Below are 20519 nucleotides of genomic sequence, written 5' to 3' on the forward strand. Positions count from 1 at the left end.
TCAGGCCTTGGTCGCCGCGGTCGCGCCGCGACGTCGCATGAAGAAATACAGGGGCAGCCCGGCCGCGATCAGGCCGAGCGCATAGACGAACGGTGCGCCGCCGATGCCGATGAAGGCATAGACCACGTACAGCGTGGCGATCACGGCAACCAGCAGCACGCCGCGCCCGCGGCACGGCGCGGCACCACGCCGCCACAACACCGCGAGCGCCAGCGCGCAGGCCAGGTACAGCGGCAGGTTCGCCGCGGTCACCAGCAGCGTGATGAAGGTGAACGCGGCCACCAGCGAGCTGCTGTAGCTCATCCACACCATCACCGAGGCCAGCACGCCGGTGACCACCAGCGCGGTCGTCGGCGCACCGTGCCGGTTGCCGCGCATGAGCAGCGACGGCAGCACGCCGTTGGCAGCCATGGTGCGGGTCAGCTGGCCGGCCAGCAGGGTCCATCCGTTCAGCGCGCCGAGTCCGCTGACCACCACGAACAGCGCCAGCCAGCGGCCGGAGCCGGCCGCGCCGAACTGCTCCATCAGCAGCGCGAACGGCGCGCTGGCACTGGCCAGCACGTGCTCCGGAATCAGCAGCAGCGGCACCGCGCAGACCACCAGGTAGATCGCCGCGACCACTACCGCACCGGCCATCGTCGCGCGCGGAATCGTGCGACCGGGGTCGTCGACACGCTCGGCCGGGATGCTGGCCGATTCGATGCCGAGCATCGCGAACAGCGCGATGGTGGAGGCCGCCATCACGCCGCCGAAGCTCACCGGCGTGGTCGGCGGGTGCGCCACGTAGCTGCCCGGCGAGCTGAGCAGCACCCAGCCGCCGAGCGCGGCGATCGCCAGCATCGGCAGCAGTTTCAGCGCGGTGGTGACGATCTGCACCACGCCGCCGGTGCGCACGCCGAACAGGTTGACCAGCACGAACAGCCACACCAGCGCCAGCGCGAACGCCGTCGACGGCACCGTCGCGAGGCCGGGCACCGCCACGGTGAGGTAGCCGACCACGCCGGTGGCCAGTGCGGCATTGGTCAGCCACAGCGAAACCCAGTACGCCCACATCGCCATGTAGGCAGGCAGATCGCCGAGCGTCTCGCGCACGTAGCCGTAGGGGCCGTCCGCGCCCGGCAGCGCCGCGGAAAGATGCGCGAACACCCGCGCCAGGGTGAGACAGCCGAGCAGGGTGATGCCCCAGCCGATCAGCGCGTTGAACCCGTACGGCGCCAACGAGGACGGCAGCAGGAAGATGCCCATGCCGATCACGTTGCCGACCACCAGCGCGGTGCAGGTCCAGAAGCCGATCCGCTGGCGATCGCGCATGGCGGTTGGCGGCTTCATCCCGCGTCCACCACGGCTGTCGCGCTCATGCCGACTCGCCGGCCGGCCCCGCGTACGCCGCGCGCAACAGGTTCTGGAAATGCCACACGCCGCTTTCGCGCCTTGGATTGAGCCGGCCCGGGCGGTAGGCGCCGGAGGCCAGTCCGCGCTGCACCGCTTCGCAGATGCCGATGTCCTCGTTCTGCACCTCGTCGCTGAAGCTGCGGTCGGCCTCCATGCGCGCCTGCGCCGCGGCGTCCTGCGCGTAGTAGTAGTCGAACACGATGCGGCAGCGATCCGGACCCAGCGGCAGGATGCGGTTGGTCTGCAGCCGGCCGGGCATGATGTTGAGCATCACGTTGGGGTAGACGAAGTAATAGAACGCCTCGCCGTCACCGTAGATGTCGGTGCTGTTGCGCAATGGCGAGGACTGCAGCGAGTGCCACGCGAACAGCTCGGTGTCATAGGCGCGATAGTCCAGCACCTTCGACAGGCCCGGATGCACGTGCGGCAGGTGGTAACCCTCGAGGAAGTTGTCGACATAGACCTTCCAGTTGCAGTCGATGTCGTAGGTGTCGCGACGCAGGTAGCGCATCGCCGCCAGGTCGATCGGCGCGATGCGCTCGGCGATGCCGCCGTAGACCTGCTCGAACGGCGGCACCTCCTCGTCCAGCGCGACGAACACCAGCCCTTGCCACTCGTGCACGCGGTACGGCGGCAGGCGGATGTCCTCCACGCGGAAATCGGCGGCGCCCTGCATTTCCGGCGCGCTGCGCAGCTGGCCGTCGAGGGTATAGGTCCAGCCGTGGTACTTGCAGTGCAGCGCCCGCGCGCCCTTGCCGTCGCACAGCGCCAGCGGGCCGGCGCGATGGCGGCAGACGTTGGGGAAGGCGCGCAGCACGCCATCCTCGCCGCGCACCAGCAGCAACGGCACGCCGGCGACCTGTTCGACGGCGTGGTCGCCGGGCCCGGCCAGCTGCCCCTGCTGGGCGACCAGTTGCCAGCTGCGTGCGAACACCGCGCGCTGCTCCATCGCCAGCATCGCCTCCCCCGCGTAGTAGCGCGCGGGCAAGGCGTGCGCGCGGTCGAGCGGTTCGACGATGCCGTCGGTGTGCATGGGTTGCTTTCCCCCGGTTGGATGGCCGCGAACAACCCGGCCGATGCGAACCGCCCAGCCCGGCGGACGCTTCCGGCTGAGCCTAGCGCGGGTGTCGAACCGACGGCAACCGCAGGCGCACCGCGCCGGCATCCGGCCGTCCCGCACGGCACCCCTATCTACCAGCCGGATTCAGTTGTAGATTGCGATGAAACCCGCGAGAAGCCGCTGCCGTCCATGCCAGGCGCCGTACTGCTGTCGCCACTCCGCCCCATCGCACCGCGTGGGCCGTTGCCGTTGCCGTCGCCACGGCGGGGCGAGGCATGATCGCGGCGTCGACCAGCGGCACGCTGGAGCAGGCGCTGGCGCACGCGGAGCGGCTGCTGCAGCGCGACCCCGCGCTGGCGGTCGAGCAACTCGAAGAAATCCTGCAGGCAGTCGGCGCCCATCCGCTGGCGCTGCAACTGCTGGCGTCCGCGCGCTTGCGCCAGGGCGATGCCCAGGCCGCGCTCGACATCCTGCTTCCGCTGGCGCAGACGCAACCCGCATGGGCGGCGCTGCAGTTCGACCTGGGCGTGGTGCTGGGCCGGCTGGGCCGCGGCGAGGAGGCGATCGCCGCGCTGCGCCGCGCGGTGGCGCTGAAACCCGACCTGCCGCAAGCCTGGCGCGAACTCGGCGACCACCTGATGGCAGCCGGCGAGCAGGAGGCGGCCGATGCCGCGTACGCCCGGCACGTGCTGCATTCCACCCACGATCCGCGCCTGATGGGCGCCGCCGTGGCGCTCGCCGAAGGCCGCATCCCGCAGGCCGAGGCGCTGCTGCGCGAGCATCTGAAACAGGCGCCCACCGACGTGGCGGCGATCCGCATGTTCGCCGAAGTCGCCGCCCGCGTGGGTCGCAACGAGGATGCACTGAACCTGCTCGTGCGCTGCCTCGAACTGGCCCCCGGCTTCGACGCCGCACGCCAGCACTACGCCATGGTCCTGCATCGCAGCAACCAGCCCGAGCAGGCGCTGGCGCAGATCGAGCGCCTGCTGGCGAACGACCCGCAGCACCCGGCCTACCGCAACCTCAAGGCGGTGGTGTTGTGCCGCATCGGCGACTACGAGCCGGCCATCGCGATCTACACCGATCTGGTGCAGCGCTACCCCGACAACCCGCGGGTGTGGATGAGCTACGGCCACGCGCTGAAGACCGCCGGCTTCGGCGAACGCGCGATCGCCGCCTACCGGCACAGCGTGGAACGCCTGCCCTCGTTCGGCGAAGTCTGGTGGAGCCTGGCCAACCTCAAGACCTTCCGCTTCAGCGCGGCCGACCTCGCCACGATGAGCGATCAGCTGGCACGCAGCGACCTGTCGGACGAAGATCGCCTGCACCTGGAGTTCGCCATGGGCAAGGCGCGCGAGGATGCCGACGCCTGCGCGGAGTCGTTCGCCCACTACGCGCGCGGCAACGCGATCCGCCGCGCGCAACTGCACTACAGCGCGGACGGGACCAGCGCGCGGGTGGACCGCGCCTGCGCGCACTACACCGGCGATTTCTTCGCCGCGCGCGCGGGCATGGGCTGCCCGGCGCGCGATCCGATCTTCGTGGTCGGTCTGCCGCGCGCCGGCTCCACCCTGATCGAGCAGATCCTGTCCAGCCACAGCCAGGTCGAGGGCACGATGGAGTTGCCCGAAGTCGCCTCGATCACCCGCGGCCTGCGCCGGCAGGGCGAGGGTGAAGGCGCGACGCCCTACCACGACGCGCTGGCCGCGCTCGACGCCGACGCGCTGCGCGTGCTTGGCGAGCGCTACCTCGCGCACACGCGCATCCATCGCAAGACCTCGGCACCGCTGTTCATCGACAAGATGCCGAACAACTTCATGCACGTCGGCCTGATCCATCTCATGCTGCCGAATGCAAAGATCATCGACGCGCGCCGGCATCCGCTGGCGTGCTGCTTCTCGGCGTTCAAGCAGCACTTCGCGCGCGGGCAGAGTTTCAGCTACGACCTCGGCGACGTCGGGCGCTATTACCGCGACTACGTCCGCCTGATGGCGCACTTCGACACGATGCTGCCCGGGCGCATCCACCGCGTGTTCTACGAGCGCATGGTGGCGGACACCGAAGGCGAGGTTCGTCGCCTGCTGGATTATTGCGGCCTGCCGTTCGAGGACGCGTGCCTGCGCTTCTTCGAGAATCCGCGGCCGGTGCACACCGCCAGCTCGGAACAGGTGCGCCGCCCGATCTATCGCGAGGGCGTGGATCACTGGCGCCACTTTGCGCCGTGGCTGGGACCGCTGGAACAGGCCCTCGGGCCGGTGCTGGACAGCTATCCCGAAGTGCCCGGGTTCACCTGAAACACAGGGGTTTGGTTGGTTTGCCGTTCACCAGATAAGGGGGAGATCTCATGCATACACGCAGGTCCAGACAGGTCATGAACGCCCGGCGGGCGACGTTGATCCGGTTGCCGCTGGCGGCCGCCATTTGCCTCGCCATGGCGGCACCCGCCGCCGCACAGGACACCGGGCAGTCCACGCCGCCCGATACCACGTCGGCGACAAGGCAGAAAACCACCACGCTCGGCGTGGTCACGGTGACCGCGCAGAAGCGCACGGAGAACCTGCAGAAGGTGCCGATCAGCATGGACGTGCTGGCCACCGACCAGCTCGAAGCGCTGCACGTGAAGAGTTTCGACGACTACGTGAAGTACCTGCCCAGCGTGACGTTCCAGCAGGGCGGCGGCGGCATCGCCACCGGCCCCGGCTTCGTCTCGATCTACATGCGCGGCGTGACCAGCGGCGGCAACACCAACCACTCCGGCTCGCAGCCGAGCGTGGGCGTGTACCTCGACGACCAGCCGGTGACCACGATCCAGGGCCCGCTCGACATCCACATGTACGACATCGCCCGCATCGAGGTGCTGGCCGGCCCGCAGGGCACGCTGTACGGCGCCAGCGCCGAGGCCGGCGCCCTGCGCATCATCACCAACAAGCCCGACCCGAGCGGCTACGCGGCAGGCTACAGCCTGGGCGTGGACACGCTCGCGCACGGCGGCATCGGCTACACCGCCGAGGGCATGCTCAACCTGCCGATCAACTCGAAGGCCGCGATCCGCCTGGTCGGCTGGCGCGAGCACGACGCCGGCTACATCGACAACAAGGCCGGCTCGCGCACCTTCCCCACCTCGGGCATCACCATCAGCAACGCGCCGGACTGCACGGCGAGCGGAACCTCGCCCTCGTCGGCGTTCCAGTGCGTCGGCCATGCAAAAGACAACTACAACGACGCCAACATCACCGGCGCGCGCGCCGCGCTGAAGGTCGACCTCGACGACAACTGGTCGATCACGCCGATGCTGATGGGGCAGCAGACCATCTCGCACGGCAACTTCGCCAGCGACCCGGCGGTGGGCGACCTGGCCGTCACGCACTTCTATCCCGAACGCGTCAACGATCGCTGGTGGCAGGGCGCGCTGACCGTGCAGGGCAAGATCGGCAACTTCGACCTGACCTATGCCTACGCGCACCTCAAGCGCAACCAGGAGGAGCAGACCGACTACAGCGACTACGGATTCTGGTACGACGCGCTGTACGGTTCCGGCGCGTACTTCTACGACAACAGCGGCGCGCTGATCAATCCGTCGCAGCACATCAGCGATCGCGACGGCTACACCAACAGCAGCCACGAGCTGCGCCTGGTCTCGCCGGCGGACGATCGCCTGCGCCTGGTCGCCGGCGCGTTCTGGCAGAAGCAGAAGCACGACATCATGCAGAACTACCAGGTCGACGGCCTGGCCGACGCGCTCTCGGTCACCGGCTGGAACGACACCATCTGGCTGACCCGGCAGATGCGCTACGACCGCGACGAGGCGCTGTTCGGCGAATTGTCCTGGGATTTCATCCCCGACGTGCTCACCGGCACCTTCGGCGAACGCTATTACCGCACCAGCAACCAGCTGTACGGCTACTTCGGCTACGGCGCGGGCTTCTCCTCCAGCCAGGGCGAGGCCGCCTGCGTGTCGCCCGAGCCGTTCATGGGCGCGCCGTGCCTGGACTTCAACAAGCGGGTGAAGGAGAGCGGCAACCTCACCAAGTTCAACCTGACCTGGAACATCAGCGACACCAAGATGATCTACGCCACCCGCTCGGAGGGTTTCCGCCCCGGCGGCGTCAACCGGCGCGGCACCTTGCTGCCGTACCACGCCGACTTCCTGATCAACCAGGAGCTGGGCTGGAAGACCTCGTGGCTGGACAACCGGGTGTCCTTCAACGGCGCGGTGTTCCGCGAAACCTGGAACGATTTCCAGTTCCCGATCCTGGGCGCGAACGGCCTCACCGAAATCAAGAACGCCAACTCCGCCCGCATCGACGGCCTCGAATCGCAACTGAACTGGCAGGCCACCTACAACCTGCAACTGACCGCCGGCTGGGCGCTGTATCGCGCGCGGCTGACCGCCAACTACTGCGGCTTCACCGACGCCAGCGGGCGCCCGATCACCGACTGCCCGCCCGGCTCGCTCAATCCGCAGGACGGCAGCGTGGTGTCCGGGCCGCTGGCGCCCAAGGGTACCCAGCTGCCGATCACGCCGAAGTTCAAGGGCAACCTGATCGCGCACTACAGCTTCACCATCGGTGACAGCGATGCGTTCGTGCAGGCGGCGCTGGTCCACGTCGGCAAGCGCACGACCGACCTGCGCCTGAGCGAGCGCGCGCTGCTCGGCGACCTGCCCGCGTACAACACGCTGGACCTGTCCGCCGGCGTGCAGAAAGGCAGCTGGTCGGCCGACGTCTACGTCAACAACGCCTTCGACAAGCGGGCCGCCCAGTACAAGTACACCGAGTGCGGCGTCGACGTCTGCGGTGCGCACGGTGTGGTGGCGCAGTATCCGAACGGTCAGGTCTACACCGGCTACAGCCTGCCGCGTACCATCGGCATCCGCTTCAAGCAGGACTTCTGAGGACGCCCTGATCTTGCTCGCCATCCCGGCGAGGCGCTTTTCAACGGCCGAAGGGCCGGTCAAGCCGGGATCCAGCGCCTCCAAGCCATGCGACGTCAAGGCACCGGATTCCTGCCTTCGCAGGAATGACGAGCAGGGAGCCGATGGACCAGACCTTCCACAAGCCGTCCGCGACACGCCGCTGCCCGCTCATGCCGGGGCAGCGGCGGCCATCGCGCGCGATGTGACGCAGAATCGGATCGGGCGCTCCGCGAGCGCGCTAAAGTGGCGCTGACGGCATCGTTCGCCTGCCCGCGCCGCACACGCGAGGATCAGGCCGGGCGATGGTCCACGCGATGAGGTTTTCCCATGGTTCGTATCCGCTGCCCGTGGTTTTTCTCCCTGCCCCTGCTGCTGGCCTGCGCCGGCAGTGCCCACGCCGTCGATACCGGTCGCTCGCCAGCGCACCGGGCGCCGGTCGCGGACGCCCCGCCCGGGCCGACCCATTACCGGGACTGGCCGTCGATACGCGGCCCGTCGAGCGTCGACCCGGCGCTGGAGCAGCGCGTGCGCACGATCGTGGCCGGCATGACGCTGGCACAGAAGATCGGCCAGATGACCCAGGCCGAGATCAAGTCGATCACGCCGGCGCAGGTGACGCAGTACTACATCGGCTCGGTGCTCAACGGCGGTGGCTCCTGGCCGCAGCAGAACAAGCGCGCCGCCATCGGCGACTGGCTGGCGCTGGCCGACCGCCTGCACGACGCCTCGATGGCCACCGATGCCAAGGTGAAGATCCCGGTGATCTGGGGCACCGACGCGGTGCACGGCGACAACAACGTGTTCGGCGCCACCCTGTTCCCGCACAACATCGGCCTGGGCGCAGCGCATGACCCGGCGCTGATCGAGGCCATCGGCGAGGCCACCGCGCGCTCGGTGCGCGCCACCGGCATCGACTGGGCGTTCGCGCCCACGCTCGCGGTGGCGCAGAACGTGCGCTGGGGTCGCACCTACGAAAGTTTTTCCAGCGAGGCGCCGCTGGTGCGCGAGTACGCGCGCGCCTACGTCACCGGGCTGCAGGGCGACTTCGACGATCACCACGTGATGGCTACTGCCAAGCACTTCATCGGCGACGGCGCCACCTGGAACGGCGTCGACGAAGGCCAGGCCCGGGTCAACCGGCAGGACATGATCAACGTGCACGGCGCCGGCTACTTCGGCGCGCTGCGCGCCGGCGTGCTCAGCGTGATGGCCTCCTACAACAGCTGGGACGACGTGGCCGACGGCATCGACTACGGCAAGATGTCCGGCGCCCGCGACCTGCTCACCGGCGTGCTGAAGGAGAAGATGGGCTTCGACGGTTTCGTGGTCTCCGACTGGAATGCGATCGGCCAGCTGCCCGGCTGCAGCAACGCCAGCTGCCCGCAGGCGATCAACGCCGGCATCGACATGGTGATGGTGCCCGACGACTGGCAGGCCTTCATCGCCAACACCACCCGGCAGGTCGAGGACGGCCGGATCCCGATGAGCCGCATCGACGACGCGGTGAGCCGGATCGTGCGCGCCAAGCTGCGCATGGGCCTGTTCGGCAAGCGGCCCTCGCAGCGCGAAGGCGCCGGCGATGCCGCCGCCCTGCAGCACCGTGACTTGGCGCGTCGCGCGGTGCGCGAGTCGCTGGTGCTGCTGAAGAACAACCATGGCGCGCTGCCGCTGAAGGCGGGCACGAAGATCCTGGTGGTCGGCAAGAGCGCCGACAGCCTGCCGAACCAGACCGGCGGCTGGTCGCTGACCTGGCAGGGCACCGACAACACCAACGCCGACTTCCCGCACGCCGAGACGATCCTGGCCGGCATCCGCGCCGCCGATGGCGCGGCAAACGTCAGTTACAGCCAGACCGCCACCGGCATCGACCTCACGCCCTTCGACGCCATCGTGGCGGTGATCGGGGAAACCCCGTACGCGGAGATGAAGGGCGACATCAAGTTGCCGGCCACGCTGCGCCACAGCGATCGCTACCCGGAAGATCTTGCCGTGCTGCAGGCCGTGGCCAAGGCGCACAAACCGGTGGTGACGGTGTTCGTGTCCGGGCGCCCGCTGTTCGTCAACGACCTGCTCGATCTCTCCGATGCGTTCGTGGCGGCGTGGCTGCCGGGCACCGAGGGCGGCGGCGTGGCCGACGTGCTGTTCGCCATGGCCGACGGCAGCGGCCATCACGACTTCCGCGGCAGCCTGGCCATGCCGTGGCCGGGCGTGCCATGTCCCTACGCCGGCAACGGCCACGACCGGGCCGCCTGGCTGTTCGCTCCCGGCTATGGCCTGCGCTACACGGCCGCGCACGAACTGGAAACGCTGCCCACCTGGCCGGACGTGCAGGCCTGCCCCAGGCAGGGCGCACCGCGATGAAGCGAGCTCCCTTCGCGCCGCCGCACCAGGCCGCGGGTCCGGCCGGCATGCCGCATGGATGAGTCCCGCGGCGTCCCGCGCTGGCTCGCCATCGCGTCATTCGCGCTGATCACGCTGCTGGCCCTGCTGGCGCTGCGGCTGGCGTGGCGCCCGCCGGCGATGTTCGCCACCGTGGTCGCCTCGGTGCTGCAGCCGGGCGGCCCGGGGATCCAGCTGTGGCTGAGCACCCAGGATCGCCGCCTGCGCCTGGCCCGCCAGCTCGACGTGCCGGTCGGCGCGGCGGGATCGGCGCCGGCCGACGTGGTCATCGACACCAGCAAGACCTACCAGTCCATCGTCGGCTTTGGCGCGGCACTGACCGACGCATCGGCCTGGCTGCTGCAGAACAAGCTGAGCGCACCGGCGCGCCACGCGCTGTTGCTCGAACTGTTCGGCCCGCCGCCCGGACTCGACTTCAACATGATCCGGCTGACCATCGGCGCCTCGGATTTCTCGCTGCAGCCGTACACGCTGGACGACATGCCCGCCGGTGAGGTCGACCCCGAGCTGCAGCATTTCAACGTCGCCGCCAACGTGCCCTACCTCATCCCCACCGTGCAGGAGACGCTGGCGATCGACCCACAGCTGCGCATCATCGCCTCGCCGTGGAGCGCGCCGGCATGGATGAAGACCAGCGCCAACCTGATCGGCGGCAGCCTGCTCGAAGAGTACGAGGCGGCCTATGCGCAGTACCTGGTGAAGTACGTCGACACGTACCGCAGCTACGGCATCCCGATCTTCGCGCTGACCCTGCAGAACGAGCCCGGCTTCGTGCCGCTGAGCTACCCCGGCATGCTGCTCTCCGCCGGGCAGCGCGCGCGCATCATCGCGCAGTACCTCGGCCCGGCGCTGGCCGGACGCCGGCCGCCCACGCGCATCCTCGGCTGGGACCACAACTGGGACGAACCGCAGCAACCGCTGGACGTGCTCTACGACGCCGATGCCGCCCGCTACCTGGACGGCATCGCCTGGCACTGCTACCGCGGCGTGCCCGGCGCACAGAGCGACGTGCACCGCGCCTTTCCGCGCAAGGACGCCTACATCACCGAGTGTTCCGGCGGCGACTGGGAATCCAGCAAACACGGCGAACTGCTCTGGTTCGCGCGCGACCTGCTGCTCGGCGGCCTGCGCAACTGGGCGCGCGGCGTGGTGTACTGGAACCTGGCGCTGGACGAGAACTACGGGCCGCACTTCGGCGGCTGCGACACCTGCAAGGGCATCGTCACGATCGACTCGCGCAGCGGCGCGGTGAGCCGCAACGACGAGTACTACGCGTTCGCCCACTACAGCCGCTTCATCCACCCCGGCGCCGTGCGCATCTGGTCCACCGACACCGGCGACGACATCAAGAACGTCGCCTTCCGCAACCCCGACGGCGGATCGATCGTGCTGGTGCTGATCAACGGCAAGACCGCGCCGCACGAAGTCGCCGTGCAGCAAGGCGACCTCGACTTCCGCTACACCATGCCAGCCGAAAGCGTGGCCACCTTCGTGTGGCAAGCAGCCGCCGCGGCGGCCAAGGCCGCTGCCGCCGCCACGATCGCGCCGCCCGCAACGCCGGGCAGCGCCGGCTGACCAGGCTCTACTCCACGGTGACCGACTTGGCCAGGTTGCGCGGCTGGTCGACGTCGGTGCCGCGCAGCACGGCGACGTGGTAGGCGAGCAGTTGCAGCGGCACGGTGAACACGGCCGGGGCGATGAAGTTGCCGCCGGACTGCACGCGCAGGGTCACGCCGTTGCCGGCGGTGTCGTCCATGCCGGCGGCGCCGTCGGCGAACACGATCAGGCGACCGCCACGGGCGCGTACTTCCTGCAGGTTGGATTTCAGCTTGTCCAGCAGCGGGCCGTTCGGCGCCACCGCCACCACCGGCATGTTCTCGTCGACCAGCGCCAGCGGGCCATGCTTGAGCTCGCCGGCGGGGTAGGCCTCGGCGTGGATATAGGAGATTTCCTTGAGCTTGAGCGAACCTTCCAGCGCCACCGGGTAGTGCGCGCCGCGGCCGAGGAACAGCGCGTGCTGGCGATGGATGAAGTCGCCGGCCAGTTCGATGATCGCCGGCTCCAGCTTTAGCGCGTTCTCGATCGCGCGCGGCAGGCGCTGCAGTTCCTCGCACAGCGCCGCGTAGCGTTGCGGGTCGAGGCCGTTGCGGTGCGCCAGCTCCAGCGCCAGCAGGGCCAGGCCGGCCAGCTGCGTGGTGAAGGCCTTGGTCGAGGCCACGCCGATCTCGGGCCCGGCGCGGGTCATCAACTTGAGGTCCGCCTCGCGCACCAGCGACGATTCCGGCGAGTTGCAGATGACCAGGGTGCCGAGGTAGCCGCGTCGGCGCGACTCGCGCATCGCGGCCAGCGTGTCGGCGGTTTCGCCCGACTGCGAGATCGCCAGGAACAGCGTACCCGGCGGCACCACGGTCTCGCGGTAGCGGTATTCGCTGGCCACCTCCACCGCGACCGGCAGGCGCGCGAATTCCTCGATCCAGTACTTGGCCACCAAACCGGCGTGATAGCTGGTGCCGCAGGCGATGATGTGCACGCCGCGGGTGGCGGCGAGCAGCGCCTCGCTGTCGATGCCGAAGATGTTCGGCAGCACGCCGTGCGCGCCGACGCGCGCCTCCAGCGTGTCGGCCACCGCGCGCGGCTGCTCGAAGATTTCCTTCTGCATGTAGTGGCGGTACTCGCCGCGCTCGACGGCGTCGGTGGACAGCTCGCTCTCGTACACCTTGCGCTCGACCGGCGTGCCGTCCAGCGCGAACACCTGCACGCCGTCGCGGGTGATCTCGACCACGTCGTCCTCGTCCAGGTGCAGCATCTTGTTGGTGACCTGGATCAGCGCCTGCGCATCGGAGCCGAGAAAGTTCTCGCCGATGCCGAGGCCGACCAGCAGCGGGGCGCCGCGGCGCGCGCCGACCACGCGATCGGGCTCGTCGCTGCTGAGCACCGCGATCGCATAGGCGCCTTCCAGCTCGCGCACGGTGGCCAGCACCGCCTCGCGCAGGTTCTGGCCCTGGCCGATGCGTCGGTCGATCAGCGCGGCCATCACCTCGGTGTCGGTTTCCGAAGTGAACACGTGGCCGGCGGCCTGCAGTTCGGCGCGCAGGCCGGCGTAGTTCTCGATGATGCCGTTGTGCACGATCGCCACCCGGCCGGCGATGTGCGGGTGCGCGTTCGCCTCGTTCGGCACGCCATGGGTGGCCCAGCGGGTATGCGCGATGCCGGTGCCGCCGGACAGCGGGTCGGCCAGGTACAGCGCCTCCATCTCGCGCACCTTGCCCTTGGCGCGCACGCGGCGGATCGCGCCGTGGTCGAGCACGGCCACGCCGGAGGAGTCGTAGCCCCGGTATTCGAGCGCTTTCAGGCCGGCGATAAGCAGCGGGGCGACATCGCGTTGGGCTACGGCGGCAACGATTCCACACATGGCGGAGCTTCCTTCGGTTCTGGCCCGGGTCGCCCCGGGCTGTTTTGAAAGTGCCTGGCGCGGCCGGTCAATTCACCTTGCGGCGCAGCCAGTTCAGCAGGTCGATGCGGGTGATCAGGCCGAGGAAATCGTCGCCGTCGACCACGATGGCCACGTGACCGCGCTCGAACACCGGCAGCAGCGATTCGATCGGCGAGCGCACGTCGAGCCGGTGCAGGTCGGCGATCATCGCGGTGGACACCGGGTCGCGGAAGCGCGTCTCGTCGGCGTGCACGTGCATCAGCACGTCGGACTCGTCGACGATGCCGACCAGCTTGCGGCCGTCCATCACCGGCAACTGCGACACGTCGTACAGCTTCATGCGGTTGTAGGCGGTGATCAGCAGCTCGTTGGGGCCGACCACCACGGTGTCGCGCTGGGCGAACGGGCGCAGCAGAAGGTCGCGCAGGTCGCCGTGCTGCTCGCGCTCGATGAAGCCGTTGTCGAGCATCCAGTAGTCGTTGTAGAGCTTGGACAGATACTTGTTGCCGGTGTCGCAGACCAGGGTCACCACGCGTTTCGGCGTGGTCTGTTCGCGGCAGTAGCGCAGCGCCGCGGCAAGCAGAGTGCCGGTCGACGAGCCGCCCAGGATGCCTTCCTTCGCCAGCAGCTCGCGCGCGGTCAGGAAGCTCTCCTTGTCGGAGATCGCGTAGGCCTTCTTCACCCGGGTGAAGTCGCTGATCGAGGGCAGGAAATCCTCGCCGATGCCTTCGACCATCCAGCTCGCCGACTTGGTCGAGAGCGTACCCTCGTTGATGTACTGCGCCAGGATCGAGCCGACCGGGTCGGCCAGGATCAGCTCGGTCTGCGGCGAATGTTCGGCGAAGAACTTCGACAGCCCGCTCAGCGTGCCGGACGAGCCGCAGCCGACCACCACGGCATCCACCTTGCCGTCCATCTGCTCGAGGATTTCCGGGCCGGTGCTGGCGATGTGCGCGGCCGGGTTGTCGGGGTTGCCGAACTGGTTGATGAAGTAGGCGCCGGGCGTTTCGCGGGCAATCCGCTCGGCCATGTCCTGGTAGTACTCGGGGTGGCCCTTGGCCACGTCGGAGCGGGTCAGCACCACCTCGGCGCCCATCGCCTTGAGGTTGAAGATCTTCTCGCGGCTCATCTTGTCCGGCACCACCAGGATCAGCCGGTAGCCTTTCTGCTGCGCGACCAGGGCCAGGCCCAGGCCGGTGTTGCCGGCGGTGCCCTCGACCAGGATGTCGCCCGGGCGGATGCGGCCGTCCTTCTCGGCGCCCTCGATCATCGACAGGCCGATGCGGTCCTTGATCGAGCCGCCGGGGTTGGCGCTCTCGAGTTTCAGGAACAATTCGCACGCACCCGTATCGAGGCGCCTCGCGCGAACCATCGGGGTGTGTCCGATCAGTTCGAGGACACTCTGGTGAACCGTCATGGGGGCTCCGTCGCTGGCGTGGCGGCGTCGGCGCAAAGCCGTGGCCGCAGAACCCCCATGATAACCGAGCCGCCGGATACGCTGCGGCCCCGGCAATCTTCCCGATGACTGTTTCAGGGAAGACCCGGGGCCGCGCCAGCGAACCGTTGCGTCAGTGGATGAGGTGCGCCCTGTCGGCCCACATGCGTTCAAGCCGCGCCTTGGCCAGCAGTTTCTCCTTCTTCATGCCGGCGAGGGTGGCGTCGTCGATGGGAAGCACGCCGATATCGGCGTCGTGCACCTTGCTGTCGAGCTCCCGATGGTGCTGATAAAGCCGGCGGAACTCCGCGTCCGCCTTCATCAATGCCTCGACATCATCGCGCTGCTGGTTTTCGAACATGATCCGACCTCCTGCGAGTGAACGGACGGTTGCCGCCACGTTGGCGGACCGCCGACAGCTGAATCGGCGCACACCCGCGACCCACGCCGGTCAACCGGAACGCAGGTGGGGATCTGAACGTGGGATGGGCGCATGATTCAGGTCGTTGACCCCGGTGGCCTGGATGCCTCCCGGGGCTTTGACCCTACTCCGCCGATCTGGCCGGCGCAAGGCGTCGGATCACACTTCGGTCGGTGCATTAAATACCTGTCAAAACAGTGTTTTGCAGGCATTGGGCGGCGGCTGGCCGCAGCCCGTGGAGGCGCTGCGGCAAAGCGCCGCCCGGCGCCGTTTCAGTGCCCCGCGGAGTGCTTGCGGGTGGGCTTTTTCTGCTCGGCGGGAGCCGGTGGCGGGGTGTTTCCATCGTCCATCTGCGCGCGCATCGCCTTGGCCGCCTGCGCCGCCTGCGCCGCCTCGCGGCGGGCCGCCCGCGCCACCTTGCTCTGTGCCGCGGCCAGCTTCTTGGCCCGCTCGGCTTCGGCCCGCGCCTGCTCGGCCTGCTGCGAATATTCGATGCCCTGCTGCTGCAGGCGCGCGGCCTCCTCCTGCGCCAACTGGTTCTGCAGGCGCTGCCGGGCCAGCTCCAGCCGGGCCATGTCCGCCTCGCGGCGGCTGTTGGCGAGCAGGATCTGGTCGTGTTCGCGATCGAGCTGGTTCAGCTTGACCTGGGCGTCCTGCAACTGCGCGGCGGTCTTGGCCAGGTCGACGCGGCGCTCGGCGAGGTACAAGGCATGCGGCCGGTCGCCACGTCCGGCCTCCTCCAGCGCGCGGATCGCCTCGCGGGCTCGCGCCTGTTCGGACAGGGCGTAATGGCCGAGGCCGGGATCGTTGGCAAGCTGGTCCAGGCTGCCGCGCAGGCGGTTGATGTCGATGTCGTCCTGGCGTGCCTGCGCGGCACCGACCAGGGCCAGCGCCAGGCCGGCGCCAGCGAGCAGTTGGGCAAGGCGCTTCATGGCTGGCCTCCGGGAATGCTGCTGGCGGCCGCGGGATCGTCATTGCCGGGGATCGGCGTGCCGTCGACCGGCGCGGAGAGCACCGAGGCCGAAGGCGCCGGCATGTCGCCCACCGGCAACGGCGCGGAAGAGTCGGCGGCGGGTGCCGGGATCGCCTGTTCCATCTGCTGCTGCCGGGCGGCCAGTTGCTCGCCCTCGCTGCGCAGGCGGGTGTTTTCCTGCAGCTTGCCCTGCATCTCGGCACGGGCCGCGCCCAGCCGCGCCTTGACCCGCGCCAGCTCGGCATCGGCGCCGGATTCCTCGGCGAGGTTCGCGGCATCGGCAAACTTGCGCGCCGCCATCGCCTCCTGCGCCTGCTGGAACTTGTCCTGCGCGAAACCGAGGTCGACCGGCGCGTAATCCGCCGCGCCGGCGTCACGGGCGGCCTGCAGCTGGTATTGGGCCAGGTTCATCGCGTCATTCGGCGGCGGCGCCGTGGCGCAACCGGCCACGGCCAGGGTCAGCGCCAGCATGGTGGCCGCCGCGCGCATGCGGCGCGCGAGCGCGGCCGATGGGGAAAAGAAGTACATCACAGTCCTCATGGTGTGTTGCAGCGTATTGTGGGCAGGCATAATCGTGCAATGCAATGTACATCGGGAACCCAGGGGTAAAACGTGGACATCGGCTACTTCCTCAAGCTCATGGTAGACAAGGGCGCGTCGGACATGTTCCTGTCCACCGGTGCCCCGGTGAACATCAAGGTCGAGGGCAAGCTTTATCCGCTGGGCAATACCGGCCTGCCGAGCGGCATGGTCAAGAAGATCGCCTATTCGCTGATGGACGAGGGCCAGGTGCCGCAGTTCGAACGCAACCTCGAACTGAACATGGCATTGGCGGTGAAGGAAGCCGGCCGCTTCCGCATCAACGTCTTCAAGCAGCGCGGCGAAGTGGGCATGGTGATCCGCGCGATCAAGAGCGAGATCCCCTCGATCGAGCAGCTGCAGCTGCCGCCGATCTTCCGCGACCTGATCATGGAGCCGCGCGGACTGATCCTGGTGGTGGGCGCCACCGGCTCGGGCAAGTCGACCACGCTGGCGGCGATGATCGACCAGCGCAACTCGCAGTCGCCCGGGCACATCCTCACCATCGAGGACCCGATCGAATACCTGCACCGGCACAAGCGCTCGATCGTCAACCAGCGCGAGGTCGGGCTGGACACGCACAGCTACCACGAGGCGCTGAAGAACGCGATGCGCGAGGCGCCGGACGTCATCATGATCGGCGAGATCCGCGACACCGACACGATGGAGGCGGCCATTGCCTTCTCCGAGACCGGCCACCTGTGCCTGGCCACGCTGCACTCCAACAACTCCGACCAGACGCTGGAGCGCATCCTCAACTTCTTCCCCGAATCGGCGCACAAGAACGTGCTGATGAACCTGGCGCTGAACCTGCGCGCGGTGATCAGCCAGCGCCTGGTGATCGGCAAGGACGGCCGCCGCATCCCGGCCGCCGAGGTGCTGCTGAACACGCCGCTGATCCGCGACATGATCCGCCGCGGCCAGATCCACGAGATCAAGGACGCCATGGATCGCAGCCTGCAGGAAGGCATGCAGACCTTCGACCAGTCGCTGTACAAGCTGTACAAGGAGGGCCGCGTGGAACTGGACGAGGCCCTCAGCAAATCCGACTCCCGCGATGGCCTCGCCCTCAAGATCCGCCTCGCCGAAGGCGGCAACAGCAGCGCCGAACTGGCCGGCAACGACCCGTACGGGATGGGGTTTTAGAGCTGAGGGGTGAGTGGAGAGGAGTGAGGAGTGAGAGAGAGCTGGACGAGGCGACGTGTACCTTCTCTCACTCCTCACTCCTCTCCACTCACTTCCCGCTCACGGTGCGTCGGGTTGCGCCTCCGGCGCCGCACGCTGAAACGCTTCCAGCTCGTTGCAGGCGGCGTGGATGCGCGTAATGGTGGGGTAGTCGTCGAGCGGCAGTTTCCAGCGAATGGCGTTGTAGACCTGCGGGATCAGGCAGGCATCGGCCATGCTCGGGGTTTCGCCGTGGCAGTAGCGGCCGGTGGCGGCGCTCTCCGCCAGCATGGCCTCGATCGCCTTGAAGCCGGCATCGATCCAGTGCCGCGACCAGGCTGCCCGCTGCTCCTCGCTGGCGCCGAAGTCCTTCTCCAGATGCTGCAGCACGCGCAGGTTGCCCAGCGGGTGAATGTCGCAGCACACCGCCATGGCCAGCGCGCGCACCTGGGCGCGGCCGCGGGCGTCGACCGGCAGCAGCGCGGTTTCCAGCTCCGGGTGCATCTCGTCCAGGTATTCCATGATCGCCAGTGACTGGGTCAGCACACGGTCGCCGTCGCACAGCACCGGCACGGATTCGAGCGGGTTCAGCGCCTGGTATTGCGCCGTGTGCTGCTCGCCGCCGTCGCGCACGAGGTGCACCGGACGCGTCTCGTAGTCCAGGCCCTTCAGGTTCAGCGCGATGCGCACGCGATAGGCAGCACTGGAACGCCAGTAGCTGTAGAGCACCAAGCCGGTCGCCATGAGCGGTCCCCCCCTGCGTGGATAGCCTGCAGTTTAGCCACAAGTGCAGCCGTTGCGCGCGCCCGCGTGTCGTCGGCCCGGCGTGCCTCGCCAGGCCGCGTTTGCATCACTGCCGCGGCCACCGGACAATAGGCGGTTGCAGCCGGTTCTGGCTAGCCCCCACCATCCAACGGAGTTGTGCCGTGTCCGTCATCCGCATGAGCGACCTCGACCTGCGCAACCAGCGCGTGCTGATCCGCGAAGATCTCAACGTGCCGATCGACGAACAGGGCCGGATCACCTCGACCCAGCGCCTCGACGCCGCCCTCCCGACGATCCTGGCCGCCCGCGACGCCGGCGCGAAGGTGATGGCGATGTCGCACCTGGGCCGGCCCAAGGAAGGCCAGTTCGACGCCGAATCCTCGCTGGCGCCGGTGGCGCTGTGGCTGAGCAGCAAACTCGACCAGCCGGTGCGGCTGGTGGCCGACTACCTGGTCAACGGTGTCGAGGTGGCCGCCGGCGAGGTGGTGCTGCTGGAAAACTGCCGCATGAACGTCGGCGAGGGCAAGGACGACGACACGCTGGCGAAGAAATATGCCGCGCTGTGCGACATCTTCGTGATGGACGCGTTCGGCACCGCGCATCGCGCACAAGCCTCGACCCACGGCGTGATCAGGTACGCCCCGGTCGCCGCCGCCGGCCCGTTGCTGTGCGCCGAGCTGGATGCGCTGGGCAAGGCGCTGGAGCACCCGGCGCATCCGCTGCTGGCGATCGTGGCCGGCTCCAAGGTGTCGACCAAGCTGACCCTGCTGGACAACCTGATCGGCAAGGTCGACCAGCTCATCGTCGGCGGCGGCATCGCCAACACCTTCATCGCCGCGATGGGACACTCGGTCGGCAACTCGCTGGTGGAAATGGATCTGCTCGACGCGGCGAAGAAGGTGCTGGCCGACGCCAAACGACGCGGCGCCGAAGTGCCGATGCCGATCGACGTGGTGGTGGCGCCGGCGTTCTCCGCGCAGGCCCCGGCCACGATCAAGCCGGTCGACCAGGTCGGTGCGGACGAGATGATCCTCGACATCGGCCCGCAGACCGCCGAACTCTACGCCGCCCTGATCGCCAAGGCCGGCACGGTGGTGTGGAACGGCCCGGTCGGCGTGTTCGAGTTCGACGCGTTCGGCAAGGGCACCGAAACGCTGGCGCGCGCGATCGCGGCGTCGAACGCGTTCTCGATCGCCGGCGGCGGCGACACGCTGGCCGCGGTCGACAAGTACGGCATCGCCGACCAGGTCTCCTACATCTCCACCGGCGGCGGCGCGTTCCTGGAATTCCTCGAAGGCAAGGAACTGCCGGCGGTCACCGCACTGAAGGCGCGAGCCGCGAAGTAATGCTCTGCCTGTTCGACCTCGACGGCACCCTGATCGATTCCGAGCACGGCATCACCGCCTGCGTGAAGCATGCGCTGGCGCGGCTGGACGTGCCGGCGCCGGCACATGCGGAACTGCGCCGCTGGATCGGCCCGCCGCTGCGGCACAGCTTCGCGCCGCTGCTGGATCACGACGCCGAACGGATCGAGGCGGCGGTGGCGTACTACCACGAGCGCTTCAACACGCTCGGCTGGCGCGAGCACGAGATCTATCCGGGCATCGAGCTGCTGATCGAGCGGCTGCGCGGCGCCGGCCACCAGCTCGCCGTGGTCACCAGCAAGCCGCACCGCCACGCCGCGCCGATCCTCGCCCACCTGCCGTTCGGCGACGCGTTCCTGCGCCTGTACGGCCCGCACCCGGACAGCGCGCACAGCGAGAAGGCCACGATGATCGCCGAGGCACTGGCGGACTTCGGTGCCGATCCTGCCGACACGGTGATGATTGGCGACCGCCACTTCGACATCGACGGCGCCGTCGCCAACCGCGTGCGTGGCTTCGGTGTGCTCTGGGGTTTCGGCAGCCGCGCGGAACTGGAACAGGCCGGCGCCCACGCCATTGCGGCAACGCCGGACGAACTGGCCGGACTGCTCGACTGAT

General features: G+C 68.7%; 15 protein-coding genes. 7 read left to right on the forward strand and 8 right to left on the reverse strand.

What is annotated here, in order from left to right:
• Both ACVCMG_RS07070 and ACVCMG_RS07075 read right to left on the reverse strand, forming a co-directional pair.
• Positions 1-1329: an APC family permease gene (locus tag ACVCMG_RS07070; RefSeq protein ID WP_447115225.1), complete on the reverse strand. Its 1329-nt coding sequence runs from the start codon at positions 1327-1329 to the stop codon at positions 1-3.
• Positions 1330-1354: 25 nt separating this feature from the next.
• Positions 1355-2425, reverse strand: coding sequence for an aromatic ring-hydroxylating oxygenase subunit alpha (locus ACVCMG_RS07075; RefSeq protein ID WP_447115226.1), 1071 nt, complete (start codon positions 2423-2425; stop codon positions 1355-1357).
• A gap of 302 nt (positions 2426-2727) precedes the next feature.
• On the opposite strand from ACVCMG_RS07075, the gene ACVCMG_RS07080 reads away from it, so the two are divergent.
• The 4 genes from ACVCMG_RS07080 (at position 2728) to ACVCMG_RS07095 (ending at position 11342) form a co-directional block, all read left to right on the forward strand.
• Positions 2728-4746 (forward strand): tetratricopeptide repeat-containing sulfotransferase family protein, encoded by a 2019-nt coding sequence (locus ACVCMG_RS07080; RefSeq protein WP_447115227.1) that lies wholly within the window; start codon positions 2728-2730, stop codon positions 4744-4746.
• A 50-nt stretch (positions 4747-4796) separates the two neighbouring features.
• Positions 4797-7346, forward strand: coding sequence for a TonB-dependent receptor (locus ACVCMG_RS07085; RefSeq protein WP_447115228.1), 2550 nt, complete (start codon positions 4797-4799; stop codon positions 7344-7346).
• Positions 7347-7694: 348 nt separating this feature from the next.
• Positions 7695-9728, forward strand: coding sequence for a glycoside hydrolase family 3 protein (locus tag ACVCMG_RS07090; RefSeq protein WP_447115229.1), 2034 nt, complete (start codon positions 7695-7697; stop codon positions 9726-9728).
• 54 nt (positions 9729-9782) lie between these two features.
• A complete protein-coding gene (locus ACVCMG_RS07095; RefSeq protein WP_447115230.1) occupies positions 9783-11342 on the forward strand; it encodes a glycoside hydrolase family 30 protein in 1560 nt (519 codons plus the stop codon).
• A 7-nt stretch (positions 11343-11349) separates the two neighbouring features.
• Here the strand turns inward: ACVCMG_RS07095 and glmS are convergent, their stop codons facing one another.
• From glmS to ACVCMG_RS07120, 5 genes are all read right to left on the reverse strand, one after another.
• Positions 11350-13179 (reverse strand): glutamine--fructose-6-phosphate transaminase (isomerizing), encoded by a 1830-nt coding sequence (gene glmS, locus ACVCMG_RS07100; RefSeq protein WP_447115231.1) that lies wholly within the window; start codon positions 13177-13179, stop codon positions 11350-11352.
• Positions 13180-13246: 67 nt separating this feature from the next.
• A complete protein-coding gene (locus ACVCMG_RS07105) occupies positions 13247-14617 on the reverse strand; it encodes a pyridoxal-phosphate dependent enzyme (protein ID WP_447097185.1) in 1371 nt (456 codons plus the stop codon).
• Between the two features lie 151 nt (positions 14618-14768).
• Positions 14769-14996 carry a YdcH family protein gene (locus ACVCMG_RS07110; protein ID WP_136257589.1) on the reverse strand — a complete coding sequence of 76 codons (228 nt, stop codon included), beginning with the start codon at positions 14994-14996 and terminating at the stop codon, positions 14769-14771.
• A 332-nt stretch (positions 14997-15328) separates the two neighbouring features.
• Positions 15329-15988 (reverse strand): hypothetical protein, encoded by a 660-nt coding sequence (locus ACVCMG_RS07115; RefSeq protein ID WP_447115232.1) that lies wholly within the window; start codon positions 15986-15988, stop codon positions 15329-15331.
• Complete coding sequence (locus tag ACVCMG_RS07120) at positions 15985-16569, reverse strand: DUF4398 domain-containing protein (protein ID WP_395116477.1); 585 nt, start codon at positions 16567-16569, stop codon at positions 15985-15987. Before ACVCMG_RS07120 ends, ACVCMG_RS07115 begins: the two co-directional genes overlap by 4 nt.
• Before the next feature lie 72 nt (positions 16570-16641).
• Here ACVCMG_RS07120 and ACVCMG_RS07125 point away from each other — a divergent pair, with 72 nt between their 5' ends.
• Positions 16642-17754, forward strand: a complete 1113-nt coding sequence (locus ACVCMG_RS07125; RefSeq protein WP_395116475.1) for a PilT/PilU family type 4a pilus ATPase — start codon at positions 16642-16644, stop codon at positions 17752-17754.
• Between the two features lie 99 nt (positions 17755-17853).
• On the opposite strand, the gene maiA is transcribed toward ACVCMG_RS07125, so the two are convergent.
• A complete protein-coding gene (maiA, locus tag ACVCMG_RS07130) occupies positions 17854-18516 on the reverse strand; it encodes a maleylacetoacetate isomerase (protein ID WP_447105610.1) in 663 nt (220 codons plus the stop codon).
• A 182-nt stretch (positions 18517-18698) separates the two neighbouring features.
• Here maiA and ACVCMG_RS07135 point away from each other — a divergent pair, with 182 nt between their 5' ends.
• Positions 18699-19883 carry a phosphoglycerate kinase gene (locus ACVCMG_RS07135; RefSeq protein ID WP_447105609.1) on the forward strand — a complete coding sequence of 395 codons (1185 nt, stop codon included), beginning with the start codon at positions 18699-18701 and terminating at the stop codon, positions 19881-19883.
• The gene (locus tag ACVCMG_RS07140) at positions 19883-20518 is read left to right on the forward strand and encodes an HAD hydrolase-like protein (protein WP_447105608.1); all 636 of its coding nucleotides are present in this window, start codon (positions 19883-19885) and stop codon (positions 20516-20518) included. The genes ACVCMG_RS07135 and ACVCMG_RS07140 overlap by 1 nt, the downstream gene beginning before the upstream one ends.
• The last annotated feature ends 1 nt before the right edge of the window (position 20519 follow it).

Source organism: Rhodanobacter sp. UC4451_H18 (genome assembly GCF_052978225.1).